General features: G+C 31.6%; 21 protein-coding genes. All 21 read right to left on the bottom strand.

Translation table 11 applies throughout. The features are described from left to right. Positions 1-51: 51 nt before the first annotated feature. The 21 genes from trmD to rpsD all read right to left on the bottom strand — a co-directional run bounded on the left by trmD (position 52) and on the right by rpsD (position 24,136). Positions 52-771 carry a tRNA (guanosine(37)-N1)-methyltransferase TrmD gene (gene trmD / locus BN1865_RS00835; RefSeq protein ID WP_050635430.1) on the bottom strand — a complete coding sequence of 240 codons (720 nt, stop codon included), beginning with the start codon at positions 769-771 and terminating at the stop codon, positions 52-54. Beyond that, a complete protein-coding gene (rimM, locus tag BN1865_RS00830) occupies positions 761-1,264 on the bottom strand; it encodes a ribosome maturation factor RimM (RefSeq protein WP_050635374.1) in 504 nt (167 codons plus the stop codon). Before rimM ends, trmD begins: the two co-directional genes overlap by 11 nt. 37 nt (positions 1,265-1,301) lie before the next feature. Continuing rightward, positions 1,302-1,553, bottom strand: a complete 252-nt coding sequence (locus BN1865_RS00825; protein WP_050635373.1) for a KH domain-containing protein — start codon at positions 1,551-1,553, stop codon at positions 1,302-1,304. A gap of 14 nt (positions 1,554-1,567) precedes the next feature. After that, on the bottom strand, positions 1,568-1,852 hold the full coding sequence (rpsP, locus tag BN1865_RS00820; RefSeq protein ID WP_050635372.1) for a 30S ribosomal protein S16: 285 nt from the start codon (positions 1,850-1,852) through the stop codon (positions 1,568-1,570). A 79-nt stretch (positions 1,853-1,931) separates the two neighbouring features. Continuing rightward, positions 1,932-2,717, bottom strand: a complete 786-nt coding sequence (locus BN1865_RS00815) for a hypothetical protein (RefSeq protein WP_050635371.1) — start codon at positions 2,715-2,717, stop codon at positions 1,932-1,934. 91 nt (positions 2,718-2,808) lie between these two features. Further along, a complete protein-coding gene (locus BN1865_RS00810; RefSeq protein WP_050635370.1) occupies positions 2,809-3,030 on the bottom strand; it encodes a hypothetical protein in 222 nt (73 codons plus the stop codon). A 57-nt stretch (positions 3,031-3,087) separates the two neighbouring features. Next, positions 3,088-4,479, bottom strand: coding sequence for a signal recognition particle protein (gene ffh, locus BN1865_RS00805; protein ID WP_050635369.1), 1,392 nt, complete (start codon positions 4,477-4,479; stop codon positions 3,088-3,090). A 12-nt stretch (positions 4,480-4,491) separates the two neighbouring features. After that, on the bottom strand, positions 4,492-4,821 hold the full coding sequence (ylxM, locus tag BN1865_RS00800) for a YlxM family DNA-binding protein (protein WP_050635368.1): 330 nt from the start codon (positions 4,819-4,821) through the stop codon (positions 4,492-4,494). Position 4,822: 1 nt separating this feature from the next. Continuing rightward, a complete protein-coding gene (ftsY, locus tag BN1865_RS00795) occupies positions 4,823-5,803 on the bottom strand; it encodes a signal recognition particle-docking protein FtsY (RefSeq protein ID WP_050635367.1) in 981 nt (326 codons plus the stop codon). Positions 5,804-5,814: 11 nt separating this feature from the next. Next, on the bottom strand, positions 5,815-8,760 hold the full coding sequence (locus BN1865_RS00790) for a chromosome segregation protein SMC (RefSeq protein ID WP_050635366.1): 2,946 nt from the start codon (positions 8,758-8,760) through the stop codon (positions 5,815-5,817). A gap of 16 nt (positions 8,761-8,776) precedes the next feature. Further along, positions 8,777-10,171: a sensor histidine kinase gene (locus BN1865_RS00785; RefSeq protein ID WP_050635365.1), complete on the bottom strand. Its 1,395-nt coding sequence runs from the start codon at positions 10,169-10,171 to the stop codon at positions 8,777-8,779. Beyond that, positions 10,168-10,842 (bottom strand): response regulator transcription factor, encoded by a 675-nt coding sequence (locus BN1865_RS00780; RefSeq protein ID WP_050635364.1) that lies wholly within the window; start codon positions 10,840-10,842, stop codon positions 10,168-10,170. Before BN1865_RS00780 ends, BN1865_RS00785 begins: the two co-directional genes overlap by 4 nt. A gap of 490 nt (positions 10,843-11,332) precedes the next feature. Next, positions 11,333-14,791: a tetratricopeptide repeat protein gene (locus BN1865_RS00775; RefSeq protein WP_050635363.1), complete on the bottom strand. Its 3,459-nt coding sequence runs from the start codon at positions 14,789-14,791 to the stop codon at positions 11,333-11,335. A 19-nt stretch (positions 14,792-14,810) separates the two neighbouring features. Next, on the bottom strand, positions 14,811-16,466 hold the full coding sequence (locus tag BN1865_RS00770; RefSeq protein ID WP_050635362.1) for a hypothetical protein: 1,656 nt from the start codon (positions 16,464-16,466) through the stop codon (positions 14,811-14,813). Next, on the bottom strand, positions 16,459-17,382 hold the full coding sequence (locus tag BN1865_RS00765; RefSeq protein WP_050635361.1) for a DHH family phosphoesterase: 924 nt from the start codon (positions 17,380-17,382) through the stop codon (positions 16,459-16,461). The genes BN1865_RS00770 and BN1865_RS00765 overlap by 8 nt, the downstream gene beginning before the upstream one ends. A gap of 139 nt (positions 17,383-17,521) precedes the next feature. Continuing rightward, a complete protein-coding gene (locus BN1865_RS00760; protein WP_050635360.1) occupies positions 17,522-18,718 on the bottom strand; it encodes an acetate/propionate family kinase in 1,197 nt (398 codons plus the stop codon). Positions 18,719-18,857: 139 nt separating this feature from the next. Then, positions 18,858-19,073, bottom strand: a complete 216-nt coding sequence (locus BN1865_RS00755) for an alpha/beta-type small acid-soluble spore protein (protein WP_028042385.1) — start codon at positions 19,071-19,073, stop codon at positions 18,858-18,860. A 58-nt stretch (positions 19,074-19,131) separates the two neighbouring features. Then, positions 19,132-20,328, bottom strand: coding sequence for a tRNA uracil 4-sulfurtransferase ThiI (thiI, locus tag BN1865_RS00750; protein WP_050635359.1), 1,197 nt, complete (start codon positions 20,326-20,328; stop codon positions 19,132-19,134). A 4-nt stretch (positions 20,329-20,332) separates the two neighbouring features. Next, positions 20,333-21,472 carry a cysteine desulfurase family protein gene (locus BN1865_RS00745; protein ID WP_050635358.1) on the bottom strand — a complete coding sequence of 380 codons (1,140 nt, stop codon included), beginning with the start codon at positions 21,470-21,472 and terminating at the stop codon, positions 20,333-20,335. Between the two features lie 67 nt (positions 21,473-21,539). Next, positions 21,540-23,282: a septation ring formation regulator EzrA gene (locus tag BN1865_RS00740; RefSeq protein WP_050635357.1), complete on the bottom strand. Its 1,743-nt coding sequence runs from the start codon at positions 23,280-23,282 to the stop codon at positions 21,540-21,542. Between the two features lie 248 nt (positions 23,283-23,530). After that, positions 23,531-24,136, bottom strand: a complete 606-nt coding sequence (gene rpsD, locus BN1865_RS00735) for a 30S ribosomal protein S4 (protein WP_050635356.1) — start codon at positions 24,134-24,136, stop codon at positions 23,531-23,533. Positions 24,137-24,340 lie beyond the last annotated feature (204 nt).

Below are 24,340 nucleotides of genomic sequence, written 5' to 3'. Positions count from 1 at the left end.
GAGCTTCTGCGTCCAAAGACTTAGTTAGTCTATCATTTTTTATTAAAAAAATCAATTGTTTTTTTGAATTTCATGTAAAATTTCTAATTCTTCTTCACTCATCTGTCGTTCTTCAAGCAAATCAGGTCTTTTATGATATGTTTTCAGTATGGATTGCTTTAATCGCCATTTTCGAATATTCTCATGATGACCACTCATGAGAACCTCAGGAACGACATTTCCATCGTATTCATAAGGACGTGTATATTGCGGATATTCTAAAAGTCCATCACTAAAAGAATCATCAGCATGTGATGCTTCTCTAATAGCCCCTTCTAACAATCGAATTACTGAATCGCACACAACCATGCTTGCTAATTCACCACCAGTTAAGACATAATCACCAATTGATAGTTCAATATCTACATAATCTCTTATTCTCTCATCAAAACCTTCATAATGTCCACAGATAAAAATCAAGTGCTGATATTGAGATAACTTTTGACTCATCTGCTGCTTGAGTGTCTGTCCCTGAGGTGACATTAAAATGACTAAGGAATCTGGTGTGACAAGTGTTTTTAAACAATCAATAATCGGTTGACACATTAAAACCATTCCCTGTCCACCACCGTATGGATAGTCATCAACCTTTTTATGTTTATTATCAGCAAATTCACGAAAATCATGAACCTTTACATCGACAACTTCTCCATCAATTGCTCTTTTAATAATAGAAGTCTTTAAAAATCCCTCAAACATTTCTGGAAATAATGAGAGAATATCAATTTTCATCATAAAAACCCTCAATCAAATGAACATCAATTCGTTTTTCTTCAATATTTTCATGTTCAACAAAAGCATCTACATAAGGAATCAAAATTTTCTGATTTCCTTCAACAACCAAAATATCATGATGATCATATAATTGAACATCTGTCACTTTACCAATCCATTCATTTTGGTTATAAACTTCACAACCAATTAAATCTCCAATATAATATTCGCCTTCATCAAGGAGATTGATATCTTTTTGAGCATACATTGTACATCCCTTATACTTTTCAACCAAATTAATATCTTGAAAACCTTGAAAACTAACCAAGACATGTCCTTTATGAAAACGGTGTGTCGCTACAATCATATCAACCATCTGACCATGATCATCAATCAAAACATGTTGTCCTTTTGCAAATCTTTCCTCAACAAAATCAGTTGAAGATTTGACTTTCAATTCACCTTTAATTCCATGTGTATTTACAATTTTTCCAATAATGACTTGTTCCATATTTTCTCCTTTAAAAAAAATAGATGTGATATCACATCTATTCTCCATAAGATTCAAATTTGATATCTAATTTCTTATCATGTAAACGTCCACTTACAGACATTAATTGACGAATAGAATTAGCCATCATACCTTTTCTGCCAATAAGCTTAGCAATATCATCATGTGCCGCATAAACATATAAAACAATTGTATCATCTTCTAAAGATGGCATCTGTCTTACTTCTAATTTATTCTTGTCACTGACCAATTCACTAGCAATATCATGCAAAGTTTTTACATAATCCACTTTAATCACCAGCTTTATTTCTTAGCTTTAGCAGCATCTTTAGCTTCAGCGAATTTTTTCATAATTCCTTTTTGGCTTAATAAGTTTCTCACAGTATCAGAAGGTTGAGCACCTTTATTTAACCATGCTAAAACTTCTTCTTCCTTAATTGTTACAACTGCAGGATTTTGTCTAGGATCATATGTTCCTAATTGTTCAATGAAACGTCCATCTCTAGGCATTCTTGAATCTGCAGCTACAATTCTATAAAATGGTGATTTTTTAGCACCCATTCTTTTTAATCTAATTTTTACAGCCATACGATTACCTCCGTTTTTTTAGTTTGCTTTCATATCATACCATAAATTTTATATCTGTCAAGTGTTTTTACTTAACACTTTATTTTTCTAATATTTGACCTAACAGGCGAGTCACTTTGATTGCACCATTGTTATTGAGATGAATACCTCCATCTCTAGAGTCAAACAACCAATTGATATGCACTTGCTTAGAAAGATTGAGATCAATATATGGTAAATTTTTATTTTGAGCTAAAAAAGCAACATAATTATGCTTTGCCATTGACCAATCAATAGCTGAAGGAACAGATAGCAATATGAGTTGAATATGATATTGTTGACATATGTCAACAATTTTTTCAAAATACATTTTGGTTATTTCTGGTATTACAAACATTTCTGATGTTTTTTTCATATGATTAAAATATAGACCTGGTATGATTTGACGACTTTCATAAAATCCATATTCATCTAAATAATCTTTTCGTTTTTTCTTGGTATACATTTGTTGAACATGATTATCAGTCGATAATAAATTCAATGATGTTTCTTGACTTTGAGTTGGATTGTGAGAACTATATAATGGATTCGTTTCAAACAAAATAATCTGTGGATGGGTGTGTAGTAAAAATTCAGATAAATATTGATATGTCTTATCAATGGATTGATTCGCAGTTGCCATCACATAGCTTTTCTTTTGATAAAGCTGATAATACAGTTGAGGTGAAAAAGCACTATAAAGATTACTATCACCAACTGCTAAAATATCTAAACGATCATAAATAAATGCCTTACCATCAATATCTCTTATCAAAAACTGACTTGTTATTGTTAATCCTGTTGCAACACAACAAATCAAGATCATGATTATCCATAACTTTTTCATTTCTTTCACTTCCTTATCTTTATTTTAAAATAAAGAAGTAATAAGAATATCTTATCTTTTATAAAGAGTTTCTAAAGAAAAAAAGAAAGATTTATTTTGTTTTTAAATCTCTCCTTATTTTTTCACCATAAATAACAATAATCATTGTTAAGTCTAATACTCCTGCTAAAATGAATGTCCGTAGTTCATCAATTGAATCTATTTGTGTTTGAAATAAAAACATTTCAGTTTTTACAATAACAAACCAATAGATATAAAAGCAAAACAAAGCCAGTAGAACCCAGCAGACCACTTTCAAAAATGTTTCTTTCATAATATGACCTCCTGATCACATTATAACATCTTTTTAGCTAGGAAAAACTGATAACAATTATCTTTTCTTTTTCTTCTTATGTCTTTCTTTTTTACGATTTGGATTGATTACCATATTGTGCTTAGGTTTTTGTGTTGGCATACCTGTTACTGGATCTAAATTACCCATTTGTTTCATCATTAATCGTGACTGTTCAAATTGTTTCAATAAACGATTAATATCAGCAACACTACGTCCGCATCCTTTAGCAATTCTTTCTTTACGTTTTGCATTTAATATATCAGGATGACGACGTTCTTCTTTTGTCATTGAATAAATAATTGATTCTGTCATTTTTAATTTTTTATCTGTATCATCATCATTAATTTCAGGCATTTTAGGCATTCCTGGAATCATTTTTAAGATACCTGATAAAGGTCCTAATTTACGCATTTGATGCATCTGATCAAGCATATCATCTAGTCCAAAAGTTCCTTGTTGCATCTTTTGGAATGTTTTCATCGTATCCTTTTCGTCATAAACATCCTGAACTTTTTCAACTAAAGAAACAACATCTCCCATTCCCAAGATACGATCTGCCATACGATCTGGATAGAATAAATCAATAGCATCTAGTTTTTCACCAGTCCCAATAAATTTAATTGGAACATGTGTGATATGACGCACAGATAATGCACCACCACCACGAGAATCACCATCTAATTTTGTTAAAACTGCCCCTGTAATTCCTAAATGTTCGTTGAATGATTGGGCAACATTAACAATATCCTGTCCAGTTAATGCATCAACTACCAAAAGAATTTCACTTGGATTCACAATGTCTTTAATATTCTGTAATTCTTGCATTAAAGGTTCATCAATATGTAAACGACCAGCTGTATCGACAATCACCACATCATGATGATTAGCATAAGCATAATCCATTGCTTCTTTAACAATGTCTTCAGCCCTAATATCTGTTCCTTTTTCAAAGACTGGAATATCTAATTGCTGTCCTAATGTTTTTAATTGGTCAACCGCAGCTGGACGATAAATATCCGCTGCAACTAACAATGGTTTTTTACCATATTTATTTGTTATTAATTTTGCAATTTTTCCTGAAGTTGTTGTTTTCCCAGAACCCTGTAAACCAACCATCATCACAACAGCTGGAGATTTTGATAAATCTAATTCACTAACACTTGTTCCTAATAATTCTACTAATTCATCATGAACAATCTTTACAACAACCTGACCAGGTTTTAATGATCCTAAAACATCTTGCCCTAAAGCTTTTTCTTTTGTCTTCGCAATAAATTCTTTGACAACCTGGAAGTTAACATCCGCTTCAAGTAATGCTAATCTAATTTCACGAAGCATCTCATCCATATTGTCTTCAGTTAACGTTGCCTGTCCCCTGATTTTCTTTAAACTCTCTTGTAATCTTTCTGAAAGAGATTCAAAAGCCATAAATACACCCTCCTATATATTCTTTAACATTTCTAAATAATCATTTAACTGATCATTAGAAGTCGCTTGTTCAGTTTCAATTCTTTGAATTAAATCCATTCTTTGAATATGTTTTTCTAGTAAATGTAATTTCTTTTCATAATCCTCTAAAGAAGTGACTGCTCTTTTTAAATTATCATAGACAGCATTACGTGAAACATCTAAATCTTCAGCAATTTCAGATAAAGATAAATCTTCTTCATAATACAAAGATAAATATTCACGTTGCTTATCAGTTAATAAATCAATATAACAATCCATCAGTAAATTTACTCTTTGCTTCTTTTCTAAACTTGATTCCATCCTATTCCTCCATCAAGTTCTTGCATAAGCCATAGATATATTGTTCAAGATCAAATTCTTGTAAATCATCCATACTTTCACCCAAACCAATAAACTTAACAGGAATATTTAAAGTATCCTTAATTGATAAAACAATACCACCTTTTGCGGTTCCATCCATTTTTGTTAAAACGATTCCTGTGATATCTGTAATCTTAGAGAATTCCTGAGCCTGTGAAACACCATTTTGTCCTGTTGTTGCATCAATAACAAGCAATGTTTCTTGAGGACCAGCAGGAACAACACGTTTGATAATACGATTCATCTTTTCTAATTCATTCATCAAATTGACTTTATTTTGTAAACGTCCAGCAGTATCACAAATCAAGACATCAACATTTTTTTCTTTGGCTTGATTTAAAGCATCAAAGACAACAGACGAAGGATCGCCACCCTCTTTTCCTTTAATGCATTCAATTCCTAAACGATCAGCCCAAACAGCCAACTGATCAATAGCTCCTGCTCTAAATGTATCACCAGCCGCAACCATGACAGATTTTCCATCAGTAAGCATCATATGGGCAAGCTTGGCAATTGTTGTTGTTTTTCCAGCACCATTCACACCAACCATTAAGATAACAGTCAAATCCTGATCATCATAATTAATTTTTGTTGTCATATAAGAATCATTGGCATAAATAACAAACATTTTATCGATAATAATATCGTTAATAGCTTGAGGATCTTTAATATTTTGTAAACGAACTTCCTTTTTGATTTCATCAATAATTGTCATAACCATTGAAACACCAACATCACTCATAATCAAAATATTTTCTAATTCCTCAAAATAATCATCATCCAATTCACGATAACGTGCTGCCAATTCATTAATCTTTGATGATAATGAAGAACCAGACTTATCTAATCCAGCAACATACTTTTCATTTTGTTTTGCTGAATTTCCAACCAATGCCTCTTTAATCTTATTAAAAAATCCCATTGTCTTCCTCCTTATGCAGTCTGTGCTAAATCAATAGCATCCTTTAACTTCACACTCACAAGCTTTGTAACACCTTTTTGTTGCATCGTTGCACCATAGAGAAGGTCACATTCTTCCATTGTTCCTTCACGATGTGTCACAACAATGAACTGTGTCTGGGTTGAAAATTCTCTTAAATATTTAGCGAATCTTTCAACATTAGCCACATCCAAAGCCGCTTCTACTTCATCTAAAATACACATTGGTACAGGTCGTACTCTTAATATTGCAAAAAGACAAGATATTGCAATTAAAGCCTTTTCCCCACCTGAAAAGAGGGTAATATTTTGTACTGCTTTTCCTGGTGGCTGGACATCAATATCAATACCTGTTTCTAAAATATTATCAGGATCACTATATTTTAATTCAGCTTTTCCACCACCAAATAAATTTCTAAAAACAATATTAAACTCTTTATTAATCTTTTCAAAAGTTTCACTAAAACGTGTCACCATAATTTCATCCATCTCATCAATAGCTTTTAAAATACTATCCTGAGCACTAATCAAATCAATTCTTTGATTATTTAACGTTTCATAACGTGTTGATACTTCCTGATAATCATCAATCGCCTGTAAGTTCACATTACCCAATGAATCAATTTTATGACGTAATAGACGAACAGTTTCTTTGGCTTCACCCATATTTATCTCAGCTGTATATTCATCCTTAGCAAATTCATAAGTCATTTTATATTCATCATTAAGACGTAATAAATAATTTGACAATTCAGTTTCTTGTTTTGCTTTAAAAACCTGCTTTTGCGTCATATCAGATTGAATTTCACGCAAATGTGAACGAGCTGCTTTTAAAGTTTCTTCTAACTGATCATTTTGATTAACAAAACTCATACGCAACTCACGCTTTGCCTGAATACTTTCAGTTAAACGATCACGACGTTTTTTCGCATCATTCAATTCATTAATTAACTGATTATCTTCACTACCGCTTTCAATCTCTGATAATTCAATACTGCGATTGGTTAAACTTTCATATTCGCTTTTCGCGACCTGAAGTTCACTCTTCTTATTTGTCACAACGACTTCTAATTTTGCAAAAGACATCTGTTTTTGCAGCAAATTGTGTGAAATTTCCCTAGCAAGATTATCCAAATCATTCAATTTTGCTTTCTTTTCAGAAATCTCTTTTTCTTGGGTCACAATCACATCTTTAATCATTTCCAATTCACGTTTACTTGCAAAATTAGAAGATTGCTGTTTATAACTTCCACCTGTCAATGAACCACCAACATTGACAACTTCACCTTCTAATGTTACAACTTTATATCTTGCAAATGTCGCACGTGATAAAGCTGAAGCATGTTCTAGTGTATCCACTAAAATAATATTCCCCAATTGGTTTAAAACAACACTTTCAATTGCTGAATCATATTCTACAAAATCACTCATAGTGCCTAGATAGCCATTAAAATTCTGACATACAATTAAATGTTCATCTCTAATGATTCTTGGACGCATAATCTCAATAGGTAAAAATGTTGCTCGTCCAGATTTATTATCCTTAAGAAAACGAATGGCTCTTCTAGCATCTTCATCCGTTTTTGTGACAACGAACTGAACAGCATTTCCTAATGCTGTGGCTAAAGCAGTCTCATATTCTGGAGCACTCTCTAACAAATCCCCAAGTACCCCAATAACACCATTTAATGATTCTTTGGCTTTCATGACTGAACGCACACCATAACTATAACCTGATTTATTTTCAACAATATCAACCAATTGTTCTCTACGATTACGATTATTATGTAATTGTAAATTTAAATTCTCGATATTTTGTCTTAAATTCATCATTTCAGCACGATTTCTTTCTTGAGCCGCTTCCAAATCAAGTTTTTCTTCCTTGGTTTCATTATAACGCTTCACACGATCATTATATTCATTAACAGCATCCTGCAAAATCGCCTTCATTTGGGCAATACGTGCCTGTAAATCTTCTTTATCTGTATTTTCTAAAATATGTTTACGGTTTGTATCTATTTCTACCTTTTGTGTTTCTAGCTCATTAACATTATTCATGGCTGTTAAAAGTTGTCCTTGCAGTCCATTGACTTCTTGATCAAGATCAAACATTTTTTTCTTTAATGTTTCATTTTGTTGTTCATTTAATAGAATTTGTCCTTCAATAGTCACCTTTTCTTTATCTAATGAATCCAAAGATGTATTTAATTCTTTTAAAGAAGCAGATAAATTTTCAATTTCTTTAACCAAAACACTGACTTCAATAGATTGTAATTGATTCTTAAGATCCAAATAAATTTCAGCTTTTTCTTTTTGTCTTTTTAAAGGTGCAATTTGTTTTTCCAACTCTAAGCAAATATCTTCAACACGATCCAAATTATCTTTCGTTCTCTCTAATTTACGAATCGATTCTAATTTACGCTTTTTATATTTAGCAACTCCTGCTGCTTCTTCAAACATACCACGTCTTTCTTCAGGCTTACTATCTGCAAAACTAGAAATATTTCCTTGTGAAATAATCGATAATGAATCTCTCCCTAACCCTGTATCCATTATCAAATCAAGAATATCTTTTAAACGACAAGGTTCCTTATTAATCAAATATTCAGCTTCATTATTTTGACGATATAAACGTCTTGTAATTTCCACTTCATTATAATCAAAATTCATAAAACGATCTTCATTATCAAATACCAAAGTCACCTCAGCAACATTCTGTGGTTTACGATCTTCACTGCCATTAAATATAACATCAGCCATATTAGAACCACGTAATGATTTTACCGATTGTTCTCCTAAAACCCATCTCACTGCATCACTAATATTTGATTTTCCACAGCCATTAGGTCCAACAATTCCGGTAATCCCTGGTTGAAACTCTATTACTGATTTATCAGCAAATGACTTAAAACCATGTAATTCAATCCTTTTTAAATGCATAGATTCAAATCCTTTCTTAAGAATGATTATCTTTATCTTTTTTTATTAATCTTTCACCAATATGGAAAGATCTCACTTGAGGAAGTCGAACAATAAACTGACTGCCACCATCTTCTCTTGACTTTACATCAATTGTTCCTTGATGTAAATCAATAATTCTTTTGACAATTGATAATCCTAAACCATTTCCTTCCACACTTCTTGATTTATCTTGACGATAGAATCTTTCAAAGATATGAGAAATCGCCTCTTTACTCATTCCAACACCTGTATCCTGTATTGTCACTTCTACTTCTTTAGATGTTTTCTTCACTGAAATAGTGACAACACCATTGTCATTCGTATATTTAATCGCATTATTAACAAGATTAATCCATACCTGTTCTAATCTTGATTCATCTGCTTCAATACGGACATCATTTTTAGGAATATTAAATTCAATTTCAATATTCTTACTCATTGCAAGATTATCCTGTGTTTCAATCACACGATTCAATTGCTCAATTAATGAAAATTCACTCATTTCTATTTTCACATCTTCACCCTCTAAAATCGTTAATTGTAACATATTTTTAGAAAGCGTAGAAAGACGTTTACTATGAAACAAAATAATATCCGCATATTTTTGTCTTTGTTCATCTGATAGTTTTTCATTTTTTAAAATCGTTGCAAATCCCTGAATAGCTGTTAAAGGTGTCTGAAACTCATGCGAAACATCAGATATAAACTGTTGCCTTGTTTCTTCCTGTTTGGCTAACTGTTGAGCCATTTGATTAAAACTGCGATTTAAACGTGCAATTTCATCATTACCAGTATAATTGACACGAACCCGATAATTTCCCTTAGATAATTCATTGGTTGCTTTATTTAAGCGAGATATAGGTTTAACAATAATATCCGCTATCACAAGAAAAGTAATACTTCCTGCAATTAACATACAAAAAACAGCAATCATTGCCGAATCAACAAAAACCATTTCTTTTTTACCAATATCTTTTTGAACAAAAACAATATATTGTTGGCCATTGACTTCAAAAGATTTTGCTAATTTTCGCATTGAAGAATCACGTAGTGAAATTGTCTTTCCTAAATGCTTTTCTAATAATTCATGTTCTTTGGTTGTTAATTGACGACCAGATAAAGTTCCATAAACATCTTTATGTCCCTGTGTTTCAATAAAAAAGCTCACTTCTGAAGTTGCCGCATAACCATTTAAAACTTTAGTGAGATTCTCATTATCAATCATTGTTAAAAAATCCGCAATTAATTCTGTTGAATTATCTAATTCTTCAACTGTCAAACGCCCTAGTTCATCAGAATTCTTGCGCAATGAAAAATATCCTGCAATTGAAAAACTAAAAAGAATACTCGCCAAAAAACCTAAGATCAATTTTCCATAAATGGATTTCATTGTTCAACCTCAATTTTATATCCTAGACCTCTCACTGTCACAACTTTAAAACCTGGCAAATGTCCTAAATTTTCTCGAATACGTTTAATATGAACATCAACTGTTCGATCAAACCCATCATAATCCATTCCCCATATTTTCTCAATCAGCTGTTCACGAGTAAAAATCTGATTAGGATTTTTAGCCAATTCAAAAGCCAATTCAAATTGTTTTAATGGTAAATGAATTGTCTCATCATGATAACGAATTTCATATTTATCTCCATCAAAAACAACATCTTTAATCTGTACAATATTTTGACTATTAATACTATAACGTTTTAAAATAGTTTTGACTCTCGCTAAAAGTTCATCAGGATCAAAAGGCTTTGTCACATAATCATCTATTCCTAAAGAAAAACCTCTTAATTTATCAGATGACTGTGATTTTGCAGTTAACATAATCACTGGAATATCTTTAAATTCTTTCATCTCTTCAACCAATTGAAAACCATCCATAACTGGCATCATAATATCAACGATTGCTAAATCTATATATTCATTTTCAAGGAGTTCTAAAGCATCCTCTCCATTAGAAGCTTCCATTACAGAAAATCCTTCTTTATCTAAATAAAAACGGATCAGTTCTCTAATATGTTCTTCATCATCCACCACTAATATTTTTGATTTCATGATTATACACCTCAATTCATTTTGTAATTATATCATAATTACAAATAAATTCCTATATTTATCAATATATTTCATGAACAAAAGCAACATTACAGACCATCATCAAAAAATCCATTTGACTTTGAACAACCCTGCTCTTTTTTGCTTTTATCAATGTCAAAAAAACATTGATAAAAATCATAGTCTAGGAATTCATCATTTTTGATATAAATCAGTCAAACCAAAAAAGAGGTTATCATGAAAAATATAAAACTTATTTTCTATGGCCTTTTTTGTCATGGCTATACTTTCGTCTCAGTACATCATTGGTCTACAAATTCTTTTCACATCTTTCTATTTGGGAATTAAATATAGTTGATATGATTATTATTAATGTTTATGTCGTTTTGATTGGTCCTTACATCTGAATCATCTTAAAAATATTTTGGAATCAAACAAATAAAAATAGCATTTCATCTCAAAACGAGAATAAATGCTATTTTTATATTTATTAATGTTTTTTTCTTTTAAAAATTGAAAATCCTTTTTTACTTTGAGATTTTGATTCAATTTCCTTCATGAGTTCATCAGCATCATTAATTTCACAATCAATCGCTTTTTGACACCACTCTTTTGCAGCTGTTAAATCAATGTCAGTCCCTTGACCATAAGTATAAGCACGTGCAAGGTTGAGATAAGCATGTTCATCATGTCCTTTAGCTGCATCAGCAAACAGTTTAAACGCTTCATCAAAATTAATCTTGACACCGTCTCCTTCTTTATAGCATACACCTAAATTATTCATTGCACCACAATGACCTCGAGCTACTGCACGCTGATAGTATTCAATCGCCTTTTCCATATCACGATATTGTTCTTCTGCTTCAAAATCATACAAAACAGCCAAATTATACATTGCTGAAACATGTCCTTTATCAGCAGCAATACGGAAATATTCAATGGCCTGGGCTGTGTCTTTTGATACTCCTAGACCAACTTTATACATATTTCCTAAAGCATAATAACCTCTTGAAAAGTCAGCATTTTTAGCTTCTGTATAAAACTCAACAGCTTTGTCATAATCCTGTGGAACACCTCGACCAGCTTCATACATATAACCAATTGAAACCGTTGCATCTAAATATCCCATCTCATGTGATTTTAAATAATTTTCCATTGCTTGAGAATAATCGGGCTCTCCTGCTATTCCATATTCGTAAAAACGTCCAAGATTATAATATCCACGTGCCGAAGAAGCTTGAGCGGCTTCCTGATAAAGATGTAAAGCCTTTTTCAAATCAATATCAACACCAATACCATCTTCATAACAACAAGCCAGATTACAGATTGCTGGTGGATAATGCGCCTGAGCAGCTTCCTGATAATAAGTAAAAGCTTTATTCTCATCCACTTCTCCAGCATTTCCTAATTCATAGATTAACCCTAAATTACAAAGGGCACGAGGATAATGTGCCTGAGCTGCTAGTTCATAATAATGTTTGGCTTGTTGCATATCAACAGTGACACCAATTCCATTTTCATAACAATAACCCAGATTACACTGCGCAACTTCATCACCCAAGTCAGCTGCTTTTTGATAATATTCAACAGCTTTTTGAGGATTGGTTTCAACACCCGTTCCTTCTTCATAGAACAATCCCAAATTACATAATGCACGTGTGTAGTTAAATTGTGCAGCTTGTTCATATAATTCTTTAGCTTTAATAAAATCTGGTGCACCATCAATTCCTAATTCATATAAATAACCTAAATTACATAACGCACGAAGATTATTCTGTTTTCCAGCAAGTTCATAATATTCTTTAGCTTTTAAAATATCTTTTTCAACACCAATTCCTGTTTCATAGCAATATCCTAAATTACATTGTGCAACATCATATCCTCTATCCGCTGCCATTTTATAGATTTCAAAAGCCTTTTGTTTATCAACTTCTGTTCCAATTCCCGCTTCATAACAATAACCTAAATTTGTAGTTCCACGTAAATTTCCGCCATCACTAGACATCTGATAATATTCAATAGCTTTATGCAAATCTTGTTGACAACCAAGTCCATTTTCATAAAAATAACCAATCGTACACATCGCAACAGGATCACCTAAATCAGCTGCCTTATTATAATAATCAAAAGACTTTTCAGGATCACGTTCGACCCCAATACCTTCATCATATAAATAACCTAAATTACAAAGGGCACGTGTATAATTATATTGAGCTGCTTCTTCATATAGTTCTCTCGCTTTTGTAAAATCAGGTTCGCCATCAATTCCTTGTTCATATAAATAACCTAAATTACATAATGCACGTAAATTATTTTGTGCGGCTGCACGCTCATAATAACCTTTAGCCTTTTGAAGATTTTTTTCAACACCAATTCCTACTTCATAACAGTAACCCAAATTACATAAGGCAACATCATAATCTAGAGCCGCTGCCTGTTCATATGTTTCAACGGCTTTCTTTTCATTTATTTCTGTTCCAATCCCTACTTCATAGCAATAACCTAAATTGGTCATACCACGTAAACTTCCAGCATCAGTTGATTGTTGATAATATTCAAATGCTTTTTGTAAATCTCTTTCACAACCAATTCCATTTTCATAATAGAATCCCAATGTACACAAGGCTCCTGAGTCACCTATTTCGGCAGCTCTTTGACAATAATCAAAAGCTAAACTCTCATTTTTTTCTACTCCAATTCCATTTTCAAGATAGTAAGAGTATTTACACATTGCATAGACATAACCAATATCAGCACTACGTTTTAAATATTCCATAGCTAATGGCATGTTTTCTTCTTCAATCATTTTTCCATATGACATCATCGCACGAGGATAACCCATATTGGCACTACGTAAATAAAGTTCTTTAGCCTTAGCTAAATCTTTTTCAACACCAATACCCATTTCATAACAATAAGCCAGATAGCAGTGAGCAGGAGCATAATTACGATCAGATGCCTGTTGATACCAATAGACAGCTAATTCAGGATTTTGTTCAACACCTTCACCAGCTTCATAAAAATAACCTAATTGCAATTGTGCGACTTCTAATCCCTCATTAGCAGCTTCCTGATACCAAGAAGCAGCAGAACTTAAATCCTGTGGAACGCCAATACCATATTCATAGCAATATCCAACACTATATTTGGCTTGTGTAAAACCTAAATCGGCAGCCTGTTTATAATGTGTCATAGCCTTCATTTCATCTTTATCGACACCTCTACCAAAACAATAACATTCTCCTAAATAAAACAAAGCACGAGGATGATTTTTTGCTGCTGCTTTTTCAAAATATTCAAAAGCTTGTTCATCATTGACTTCACAACCGATTCCTTCAAAACAGCAAAACGCATAATTACAGGCTGCAATTTCATCATCAAGATCAGCTGCCTGATGATAATAAGCTACTGCTTTTTCTTTATCGATAGGTGTTCCTAGTCCTACTTCATTCATATAACCTAAAGAACAAATAGATTTTGCATGATTGCTGCGTGCTGCTTTCTCATATAATTCATAAGCATGATATTCATCTTGAACACGTTCATTACCATTCATATATTTCAGTGCCAATTGAAATAAATCCTCTTCTAATAAAGGCGTTTCTTCATCTTCTAACTGTGAAATAGCAGATAATAAACATATATCAGTGCCAACAATCTGATTATCATTTTCAATATAATAATGTTCCTCTTGCAAATAAGGTGAATTTGTTAAATCTGGGAATGTCATCACATCATACTTCATCATCAGATCATAAACATTTCTTTCAACTTCACCTTCAGCACACTGAATAGTTTTGACCTTCATCAATGCATACTCATTTTCACTACCACGATCATCAATCAAATAAACCCAAGCCATATCTTCATAATTCATTGCAATAAAATCAACTTTCCATTGTCCAAACAATGGTTCATACATTTTTAAACGATCCATCAATTCGTTCATCTTTTCCCCTCCATCATCATTATTGTATTTGAATAGATGATACAGTCTGACTTGTTGACTCATCATCTACATATTCAATTGTTACTGACTGTCCAGCCTTTAATAAAGGTAACTGACTATTTAAAGATATTGGTGCAATAAATGTTTTCTTTTCACCTTCTAATTGGAAATAATAATTTGAATTTCCATTGACAACTGCTTCTTGAATAGCTGTGATTTTAGCAGTAATCGTCTTAGAATCAAAATCAACTTTCACCTTACCATTATCATTTAATAATTTATAATACTCTTTTTCAGCCGCAGCAACACTCTCACCAGTGGCTACAATCTGATAATTTTCAACACTTACAAAAGCATATTGTTTGACTAATCCAGCACTATCTTTTAAAGACATAAAGTATGTTGGCTGTCCTCCAGCATTAATTAAAATTGGGAATGTAGCCGTATATTTTAAATTCTGAACCTTTCCTTCTGCAGATGACATTGCTGAGAATTCTTCAGCCCCACTAATTGCATAATATTTAGCCTCTTTTGTACGCATATTGATTAAAGCGAATCCAACATTAGATGCATCACTTGAAACAGATGTCAAACCAGTATATAAATAAACATCATCATTTAATGCGATATAATTGTAACCATCAGTTGGTTTTAAAACACCTTTTTGAGAGAACAATGTATTAAAATAACCATTTGTATATTTTCCCCAATTTTGTAATTGACTTAATAATAAGTCTGAAGGATAAACACGATCCACCCATGTTGGTACTTTTTCTATATCATAATATTGACTTTCTCCATTAATTGCATCCACTAAAATAGCACCTGTAATATCTTTACCACCAAACAATCCAATTTTATAAGTATAAGTTGGTGCAATCCAATAAGGATGTCCATCATCATCTATTTCAAATGATGGATTTTCAACCATTTTTGTTGGATAATGAAGACGAATATGACGATTAATATTTCTAAAGAACATATCTGAATGAGAATATTTCATTCCTTCTTTTAATCGAACAACTTCACTTTCCTGAGTGACCATATCTACACGTATATAAGCAGGTAATCCTTCACCATGATTTGTAAACCATTTAATAAGATCACTATAAGAAATCGTTGTCACTCTAAAAGGTTTATCATTATAATTGATTTGACCATACTCATCATCAACTTCAAATTGTGAAACATAGTCAACAATCTCACCCATCTTACGATCACCTAAACGTTCCGCACTATCTTTATCTACAACTGGAATAGACTGATAATTCACTTTCTCATTATCTGCAAAAAAATCAGCATCTTTATCAACATTTAATTGTTTTTGATAACTTGAAGCATGAAAAATAGGCGAACTGATTAATTGTCCAATAAAAACATACGCAATCAAAAGTGCCGCAACACCTAAAAGAACTTTATTGATTTTATCAAAAGCAGCATTAAATAAACTTCTTAAACCAATAAACACAATGATACATAAACTTAAGAAAAAGACAAAGTCTGGTGATCTTAAATTAACTGGCAACAATGTGAAATACTCTGCCACTAAAAAGAAAATCAAAACAATAACAAACGCCTTAATTGAACCACCTTTACGAGGAGTCCGATTGCGAAAGAAATCTCCTTGTTGATTTTCTGTCACTCTCCCAAAAAATCTTTCAAATATTTTATCCATTTAATTTCTCCTTTAATTTCCCAACTAACATTTTTAATTCATCTAACGATACAAGCGTCGCTCCACTTGCAAAAGCATGTCCGCCACCTCTAAACTCATTTGCTATTTCATTAATAGCAACATCACGACTTCGAATGCTGACACGATAATTATTTTCTAGATCATTTTGAGTAATGGCCATCCAAATTTTAAATTCTTTATAATTGGCTAATGTATTCACATAATTAGAACCTTGTGAACGCGTAATCTGCAATGTTTTTAAATCCTCTGTACTCAAATAATACCAAGCAATTTCACCATCTTCATGATAATTGTTATAAATAAATCTCGTCACTTCTAAATCCCTTTTATTTCGCATATAGAGTGCCTGATACAACTCATCAATGTGAATTCCTGCATCCAATAAATAAGCAGCAGCCTCGAATGTTTTTTGAGATGTTGAACTATATAAAAAACGATTACTATCACCAATAATGCCTAAATACAAAGATGCTGCAGCATTCACTGGCATTTGAACTCGTCCTTCTTTCATCAGCAATGCAACAATTTCACTACATGAAGAAGCATGAACATCCTCAATATTAATATCACCATATGAATCAACAACAATATGATGATCTATCTTTAAAATCTTATCACAGATTGTGATATCACCATCAATGCGTTCACGGTTGGCTGTGTCTAAAACAACGCCTAGTGTTGAGCCTTTGATCAGTTGATCTGTTTCAAAAGGTGGAAAAAGTCTTAATAAATCACTTTCCATCTCCCCCGCTAAAACAATATTTTTTTGTGGAAATAATGTTTTTAAAGTCCAATACATTCCTAGTTGTGACCCAAAAGCATCTAAATCCGGATTAACATGTCTATAAATAACAATCTGATCATATTCTTTTCTTACTTTTAATATCCTATCCATAATTATCACCCTAATCAATATAATATCATAGAATGTCCTTAATATGAACCTTGAACAACAATTATTTCTAAATAAGCCTCTATAATCTTTAGTTATCTTCTCTTTTTCTCATAAATCAAAAAGAAGAACTTGCGTTCTTCTATAATTTCAATAATCTCACTGTGTCTCTTGCAATCATCACTTCTTCATTTGTTGGAATAACCATAACTTTGATTTGTGAATATTGATGAGAAATCACTCTGTTTTCTGAACTTCTGACAGCATTTAATTCTTCATCTAAGAATACACCAAATGCTTTAGAAACATCATCAATAATAATACGTCTTAAATAAGCTGCATTTTCACCAACACCAGCTGTAAATGCAATAGCATCACAACCACCAAGTTCTGCATAATAGGCACCAATATATTTAGAGACAATACGGGCATATAATAAACCAGTTAATAAAGCTCTTTCATCGCCTTCTTTAAACAAAGCATTTTCAATATCTCGAGAATCTGAAGAAATACCAGAAATTCCTAGCATTCCAGATTTTTTATTGTAAATATCTAAGACTTCATCTGGTGTTTTGTTTAATTTTTTACATAAATATGGCATAATTGATGGATCAACATCACCACAGCGTGTTCCCATCATAACACCAGCTAATGGAGTAAATCCCATTGATGTATCAATACATTTTCCATCTAAAACAGCTGAAATACTAGCACCATTTCCAAGATGACAAACAATAACACGTGAACCTCTTGGTTTCCCTAACATTTCAATAGCCTGTTCAGAAACATATTTATGACTTGTTCCATGTGCTCCATATCTTCTGACTTTTAAATCAGTATAATATTCTAGTGGCAATGGATATAAATATCTTTCTTGATCCAATGTCTGATGGAAAGCAGTATCAAATGTAAAAACATGTTCTACTCCTGGTAATGCCTCTTTAAAAGCACGATATCCAACCAAATGAGCTGGGTTATGCAAAGGGGCTAATTCACAAAGTTCTTCCACTTTTTCAACAACACTTTCATCAACAACCGCACTATCACTAAAATATTCACCACCATGAACAATACGATGTCCAACCGCATTAATTTCACTTAATTCTTTCACAACACCTTCTTCAACAAGTGCTTTAAGTAGCATATCAACTGCCACTTGATGATCAGGAATCGGACAAGTTGTTGTTTTCTTTTCTCCATTATATTTTATCGTAAAAATACCATCATCCATTCCAATTCTTTCAACAATACCTGAAGTAATCACTTCTTCACTTGGCATATTGAATAATTGAAATTTTAATGATGAGCTTCCTGCGTTTACCGCCATAACTTTTGTCATATCTTTTTTTCCTCCTACATACATATTATTATTGTACATAAAATAGAACATAAACTCAACAACATTTTGAAAGCGATAACAATTTTTTGCATGAAAAAACCCCACTCATAAGGTTTTATGACTAGGGTTTTTATAAAGCTTAATGATTTTGAGATTGTCTACCTGCGATTTGGCTTTGTCCCATTTCAACTAATCTCTTAGTGATTTCACCACCAACAGATCCGTTAGCACGTGAAGTTGCATCAGGTCCAAGGTTAACACCAAATTCATTAGCGATTTCGTATTTCATTTGATCGATTGCATTTTGAGCACCAGGAACTACTAATCTGTTTTTACTTGAATTGTTTGAGTTCATAACTTTCACCTCCTGACACAATTAGTTTGTGTTAGAGTTGAAATCTTATTCATATTTTTTAAAATAAATTTTCAAAATTTTTATAATTGTCATCTATGACAATATCTGATGTCTGATCAATACACTCTTGAACCATCTTTTCAAAGTCCCATTTTTCTTCAAAAGCTTCTGCTTTATAGCTTTTTGGTTTTGTAGCAGGTTGCTTTGGTGTAAAAATTGTACAGCAGTCTTCATGTGGACGAATAGAAATATCATAAGTTCCTATTTGATTAGCAATATCAATAATTTCTAATTTATCCATACAAGCAACTGGACGCAAAACAGGCATAGAGATCACACTATTAATAACAGCCATACTTTCTAATGTTTGCGAAGCAACTTGTCCAATACTTTCACCATTCACAATCGCTAAACAATTATTTTTTTGTGCAACACCTTGGGCAATGCGATACATCATACGACGCATCACAGTCATAGCATAACTTTCCTCACAATGTTCATAAACAGCTAATTGAAGTTCAGTAAAAGGAACAATATGAACAACTATCTTACCATGTGTATATTGTCTTAACACATCAACAAGATCCAATACTTTTTCTCGTGCTAAATCACTTGTATATGGCGGTGAAGCATAATGAATACATTCAATATCAACACCACGTTTCATTGTTAAATATCCAGCGACTGGAGAATCAATACCACCCGATAACATTAAAAGCGCTTTTCCCCCAATACCAACTGGATAACCTCCAGCACCCATAATGACATTATCCATAACATATGTATTCTCTTTACGTAATTCCACTTTAATCATGATATCAGGATGATGAACATCAACTTTTAAATCTTTTGTTGTATGATGAAAAATATATCCAGCAATCGCTGTATTAATATCATGTGAATGAAGAGGATAATCTTTATCATTTCTTTTTGTATTGATTTTAAAAGTTTGACCTTGATTATTTTCAATAATCTGTAAACAAACATCTTTAATTTTTTCTAAATCACTTTCAACTTGATAACAGACAGAAAAAGAGTGAATTCCAAAGACTGTCTTTAACTTTTCACAGACAGCCTTTGCATCCTCACCATTTAAAATAATATACATACGATCAAATGAAAGATCATATCTCAGATGAGAAAAGTCTTTTAATATTTCTTTTGTATTCTGACATAATTTACGAATAAATAATTTACGATTTTTACCTTTTGTTGTAAGTTCTCCAAAACGAACTAAAATATGATTACATTCCATTTCTTTACCTCTGCTTTTTAATTGTCTTTAATATTGTTTGTAAATGAAATAAAAACTCATCTATTTCATTTTGTGTTGTTAAATCAGAAAAACTGATGCGAATTGCACTTTTTGCAACTGCTTCATTCATATGCATTGCTGCTAATGTTCTCGATATATCATTTTTATGTGAAGAACATGTGCTTTTTGTAGAAACATAACATTCTTGTGCCTCTAAAGCATGTAAAATGACTTCTGGTTTATATCCTACACATGAAAAATTAAGAATATAAGGTGAACTGTTTTGTTCTGGCGTATTAATAACAACATCATCAATTTGCATTAATACTTGTCGAACATAACGATTCAATGATTGGACATACTGATATTTCTGACCTTGATTTTCTAATGCTAAACGCAATGTTTTGGCAAACATTGTATGAGTTGCAGTATTAGATGTTCCACCACGCAATCCATATTCTTGTTGTCCAGCACTAATAAGTGGAACTAAAGATGTTGATTCTTTTTTAAATAAAACTCCACTTCCTTTTAATCCATAGATCTTATGTGCTGAAAAACTTGCCATATCAACCAATGATAAATCGATTGGAATTTTACCTAATGCCTGAACCATATCCACATGTAATTTCGTTCTTGCATTTTTTTCTGAAATTATTTTTCTAATCTCATTGATAGGATTAATAATGCCTATTTCATTATTAACATACATAATGGATACAAGGATTGTATCTGGTCTCATTTTTTCTTTTAATTCCTGTAAATTCAACCTACCTTGTTGATCAATCGAAATAAAATCAACTTCAAAACCAAAAACATCTCTCAGTTGTAAACACGTATTATGAACACTAGAATGTTCAATCGCACTGGTTATAATATGCTTGCCTCGATTTTGATATTGAAATGCACATCCTTTAATCGCTGTATTATTAGATTCACTTGCTCCACTTGTAAAAATAATCTCAGTCGGTTTGACACCTAACATTTGTGCCGTTAAACTTCTTGATTTTTCCATTAATGAACTGGTTTGTAATCCTAATGAATACAATGAGTCAGCATTTGCAAAATAATCATTCAATAAAGACTGATACATTTGATTAACATCCTGATTTAAAGGTGTTGTTGATACATAATCTAAATAAATCATATGTTCCCTCCACTCTAATATATGTATATATAACATTTTTATAATTAAAAAGCCACTAAAAAAGTCCTTATTCGGACTTTTGACTCGATTTTTTGATTAATTCTTCATAAGATCCAGGCTGAATCTTTTCAATAATATCAACAGCTGTTGATAATGCTTTTGTATATTCACCATTTCTAAACAAAACTTCAGCCTTTGTTAATTCTGTATTCACTTCTAAGAAAGTTGAACGGAAACGATTCCCAAAGACAATTGCCTCTTCTACCATTTCAGCAGTCACAATTAAATTATGAACATTATCATAGAGTTTATAAATAACATCTCTTGCGCCATCAACACGTTTTGATAATTCTGACAATTCCACTGGTCTATTCATGCGATATGCCTGAATTTGAGCCGCTTTATCATAAGAATCCTGAATATAATCTTTATATGATTCATTAATCATTGGCAAGTGCTTATTCTTAATTTCTGATTTAATTTCCAATAAAACAATATTAATATTTTCCAACTCATCAATAGCTCTTTGTTCTTGTAAATAAAGATGATCTCTAAAAGCAAAGAAAGCATTCAAATCATCTTGATGTGCTGCTGCACGATCATGCATAACTTCAACCTTTGATATCATTTGTGAATATGAAAAATCACCTTTTTTCATCTCTTCTTCTAAATCATAAGATTCTCTTAGAATCTTATCAAATTCATGAAATTTTTCATCAATTTCAACATTATCTACATCAATCAAATATAAACTTTTAATTCTATTATAATCAATCATCGCCTGTTTATATTGATCATAGATATCAGTAATCAATGTGTAACATGAATCCCATTTTTCTTTAAACTCTTTAAATGACTGTTTTTCAGTTTCTAAATCATGAATCAAAGCATCAATACTATCTACTAAATTTTGTAAAACAGCACCCATATCTTCTAATTCTAATCTTTTAATATGAACAATAGATTCTTCAAGAGTATTTTTGATTACCTCAAAGCGCCCTTGTACATCTAACTGATTTAATGAAAAATCATCTTGTGACATTTCTTCTAAAAGTGTTTCTATATGATTCATTTTCTTTGGAATATATTGTCTCACAACTGCAATATAATTAGGTAAATCTTCTAAACGCTGGTCAATCCAATAAACTTTTTCTTCAATTTCTTTCGTATATTGCTGAGCATCTTCAAATCGTTGATTATTCATCATTCCCTCTAATTTTACAAACGAATCATCAACTTCATTAAAAATATCTAAAAGACTTGGAACAAACTCTTCTACTTTAAAACGAATTGTTTCAAAACGATCAATTGTTTGACGATATTTTTCTTTTACACGAATAATTTCAATTCTTTGAACATTTTCAATTTCTGTAATTGTCTCAATTTTCGCTAATAAAGCCTGTGAATCTTTTTCATATGTATATAACATCTCATCAAGTTGTTTCATCTTTTTAGAAACTTGACGCAATTTTCCATAAAATAATTGTTCATCAACTTCATTCACTAAAACTGCCAAATCATTTTTTTGATAATCAGTAATTCTTTCAAATTCTCCAGCATACTCCTGATATTGTTCAACAACATCTGGCATATTTTTAGATATGCTATGAACTCTTCCTAAACGATATTGTAAAGGTAAAGATTTGATTGCATTCATCCTATTTTCAACATCTACAATCATCTTTCGATATTTTCTTAATCTCATTCCACGATAAAACAAGAAAACAATAATTATTATAGCAAGACCAATCCCAGCAAAGATCAGGTTTCGGGTTCCAATTTTTTCAATAAATTCCATAACTTTATCCATAATTCCAAAATCCTTTCTTTTTTTACTTTTTTATTGTACCATAAAATGATAAAAAAGCGTAGGATTACTTTGCAATATAAAGTAATGATTTTTTAATTTTTTAATTTATCATATTTTTTATCTATCGATATACTTTAACTTTTTATTATTTATTGATCATTTGAGTTATTGATTCTTTATTTTATAAATAAAAAAGGTATCTAATAACTGGAAAACAGTTACTAAATACCTTGAATTTAAATTCAATTTTATCCAAGTCTGTTGTAGTATTCTACGATTAGTGACTCATTGATTTCTTGATTTAATTCGCTTCTTTCAGGTAATCTGATGAATTTACCTTCCATTTTTTCAGCATCAACTTCTACAAATCCAGGTACATGATTTTGAGAAGCTAAAGCAGTTTTGATAATTTCTAATGATTTAGATTTTTCTTTAACTGAAACAACATCTCCAACTTTAACATGACATGAAGCAATATCAGTTTTTACACCATTTAATAAAATATGTCCATGGTTAACTAATTGTCTAGCTTGACGTCTTGTTGTTGCAAAACCTAATCTGTAAACAACGTTGTCTAATCTTGATTCAAGTAAGCAGAAGAAGTTATAACCTGTGATTCCTTCCATCTTACTTGCTCTTTTAAATGTGTTGTGGAATTGTTTTTCATTAACTCCATACATATGTCTTACTTTTTGCTTTTCAGCTAATTGTAATCCATATTCAGTTGGTTTCTTTCTCTTTTGCCCATGTTGACCAGGAGCATAAGGTCTTTTTGATAATTCTTTACCAGTTTCTAATGTAGAAAAACCTAAACGTCTAGATTTTTTCCATTGTGGTCCAGTATAACGTGACATAATGTCTTCCTCCTATTGTTTTATTTTGCATAAAACAATAACATGCATGAATATGATAGGTTGTGTTTGTACTAAGTATTTCTCTATTAGCAGCTAGATACTCTACATCCGTTCGTTACAAACGCATTGGCTAACACTTCATGTACTGCTATCATTTAATACGCTCATACACAATACCATAAATACACCATTTAGTCAAACAAT

Origin of the sequence: Candidatus Stoquefichus sp. SB1 (genome assembly GCF_001244545.1) — a bacterium.
Classification (GTDB): domain Bacteria; phylum Bacillota_I; class Bacilli_A; order Erysipelotrichales; family Coprobacillaceae; genus Stoquefichus.
Note: the sequence above shows the minus strand (reverse complement) of the source record. Positions and strands in the feature narration are given on the sequence as shown.

Bases quoted from the DNA above. Each gene is read 5' to 3' on its own strand.
- trmD (WP_050635430.1), bottom strand. From the start codon at position 771: ATGAAAATTGATATTCTCTCATTATTTCCAGAAATGTTTGAGGGATTT.
- rimM (WP_050635374.1), bottom strand. From the start codon at position 1,264: ATGGAACAAGTCATTATTGGAAAAATTGTAAATACACATGGAATTAAA.
- rpsP (WP_050635372.1), bottom strand. From the start codon at position 1,852: ATGGCTGTAAAAATTAGATTAAAAAGAATGGGTGCTAAAAAATCACCA.
- BN1865_RS00815 (WP_050635371.1), bottom strand. From the start codon at position 2,717: ATGAAAAAGTTATGGATAATCATGATCTTGATTTGTTGTGTTGCAACA.
- BN1865_RS00810 (WP_050635370.1), bottom strand. From the start codon at position 3,030: ATGAAAGAAACATTTTTGAAAGTGGTCTGCTGGGTTCTACTGGCTTTG.
- ffh (WP_050635369.1), bottom strand. From the start codon at position 4,479: ATGGCTTTTGAATCTCTTTCAGAAAGATTACAAGAGAGTTTAAAGAAA.
- ylxM (WP_050635368.1), bottom strand. From the start codon at position 4,821: ATGGAATCAAGTTTAGAAAAGAAGCAAAGAGTAAATTTACTGATGGAT.
- ftsY (WP_050635367.1), bottom strand. From the start codon at position 5,803: ATGGGATTTTTTAATAAGATTAAAGAGGCATTGGTTGGAAATTCAGCA.
- BN1865_RS00790 (WP_050635366.1), bottom strand. From the start codon at position 8,760: ATGCATTTAAAAAGGATTGAATTACATGGTTTTAAGTCATTTGCTGAT.
- BN1865_RS00785 (WP_050635365.1), bottom strand. From the start codon at position 10,171: ATGAAATCCATTTATGGAAAATTGATCTTAGGTTTTTTGGCGAGTATT.
- BN1865_RS00780 (WP_050635364.1), bottom strand. From the start codon at position 10,842: ATGAAATCAAAAATATTAGTGGTGGATGATGAAGAACATATTAGAGAA.
- BN1865_RS00775 (WP_050635363.1), bottom strand. From the start codon at position 14,791: ATGAACGAATTGATGGATCGTTTAAAAATGTATGAACCATTGTTTGGA.
- BN1865_RS00770 (WP_050635362.1), bottom strand. From the start codon at position 16,466: ATGGATAAAATATTTGAAAGATTTTTTGGGAGAGTGACAGAAAATCAA.
- BN1865_RS00765 (WP_050635361.1), bottom strand. From the start codon at position 17,382: ATGGATAGGATATTAAAAGTAAGAAAAGAATATGATCAGATTGTTATT.
- BN1865_RS00760 (WP_050635360.1), bottom strand. From the start codon at position 18,718: ATGACAAAAGTTATGGCGGTAAACGCAGGAAGCTCATCATTAAAATTT.
- BN1865_RS00755 (WP_028042385.1), bottom strand. From the start codon at position 19,073: ATGAACTCAAACAATTCAAGTAAAAACAGATTAGTAGTTCCTGGTGCT.
- thiI (WP_050635359.1), bottom strand. From the start codon at position 20,328: ATGGAATGTAATCATATTTTAGTTCGTTTTGGAGAACTTACAACAAAA.
- BN1865_RS00745 (WP_050635358.1), bottom strand. From the start codon at position 21,472: ATGATTTATTTAGATTATGTATCAACAACACCTTTAAATCAGGATGTT.
- BN1865_RS00740 (WP_050635357.1), bottom strand. From the start codon at position 23,282: ATGGATAAAGTTATGGAATTTATTGAAAAAATTGGAACCCGAAACCTG.
- rpsD (WP_050635356.1), bottom strand. From the start codon at position 24,136: ATGTCACGTTATACTGGACCACAATGGAAAAAATCTAGACGTTTAGGT.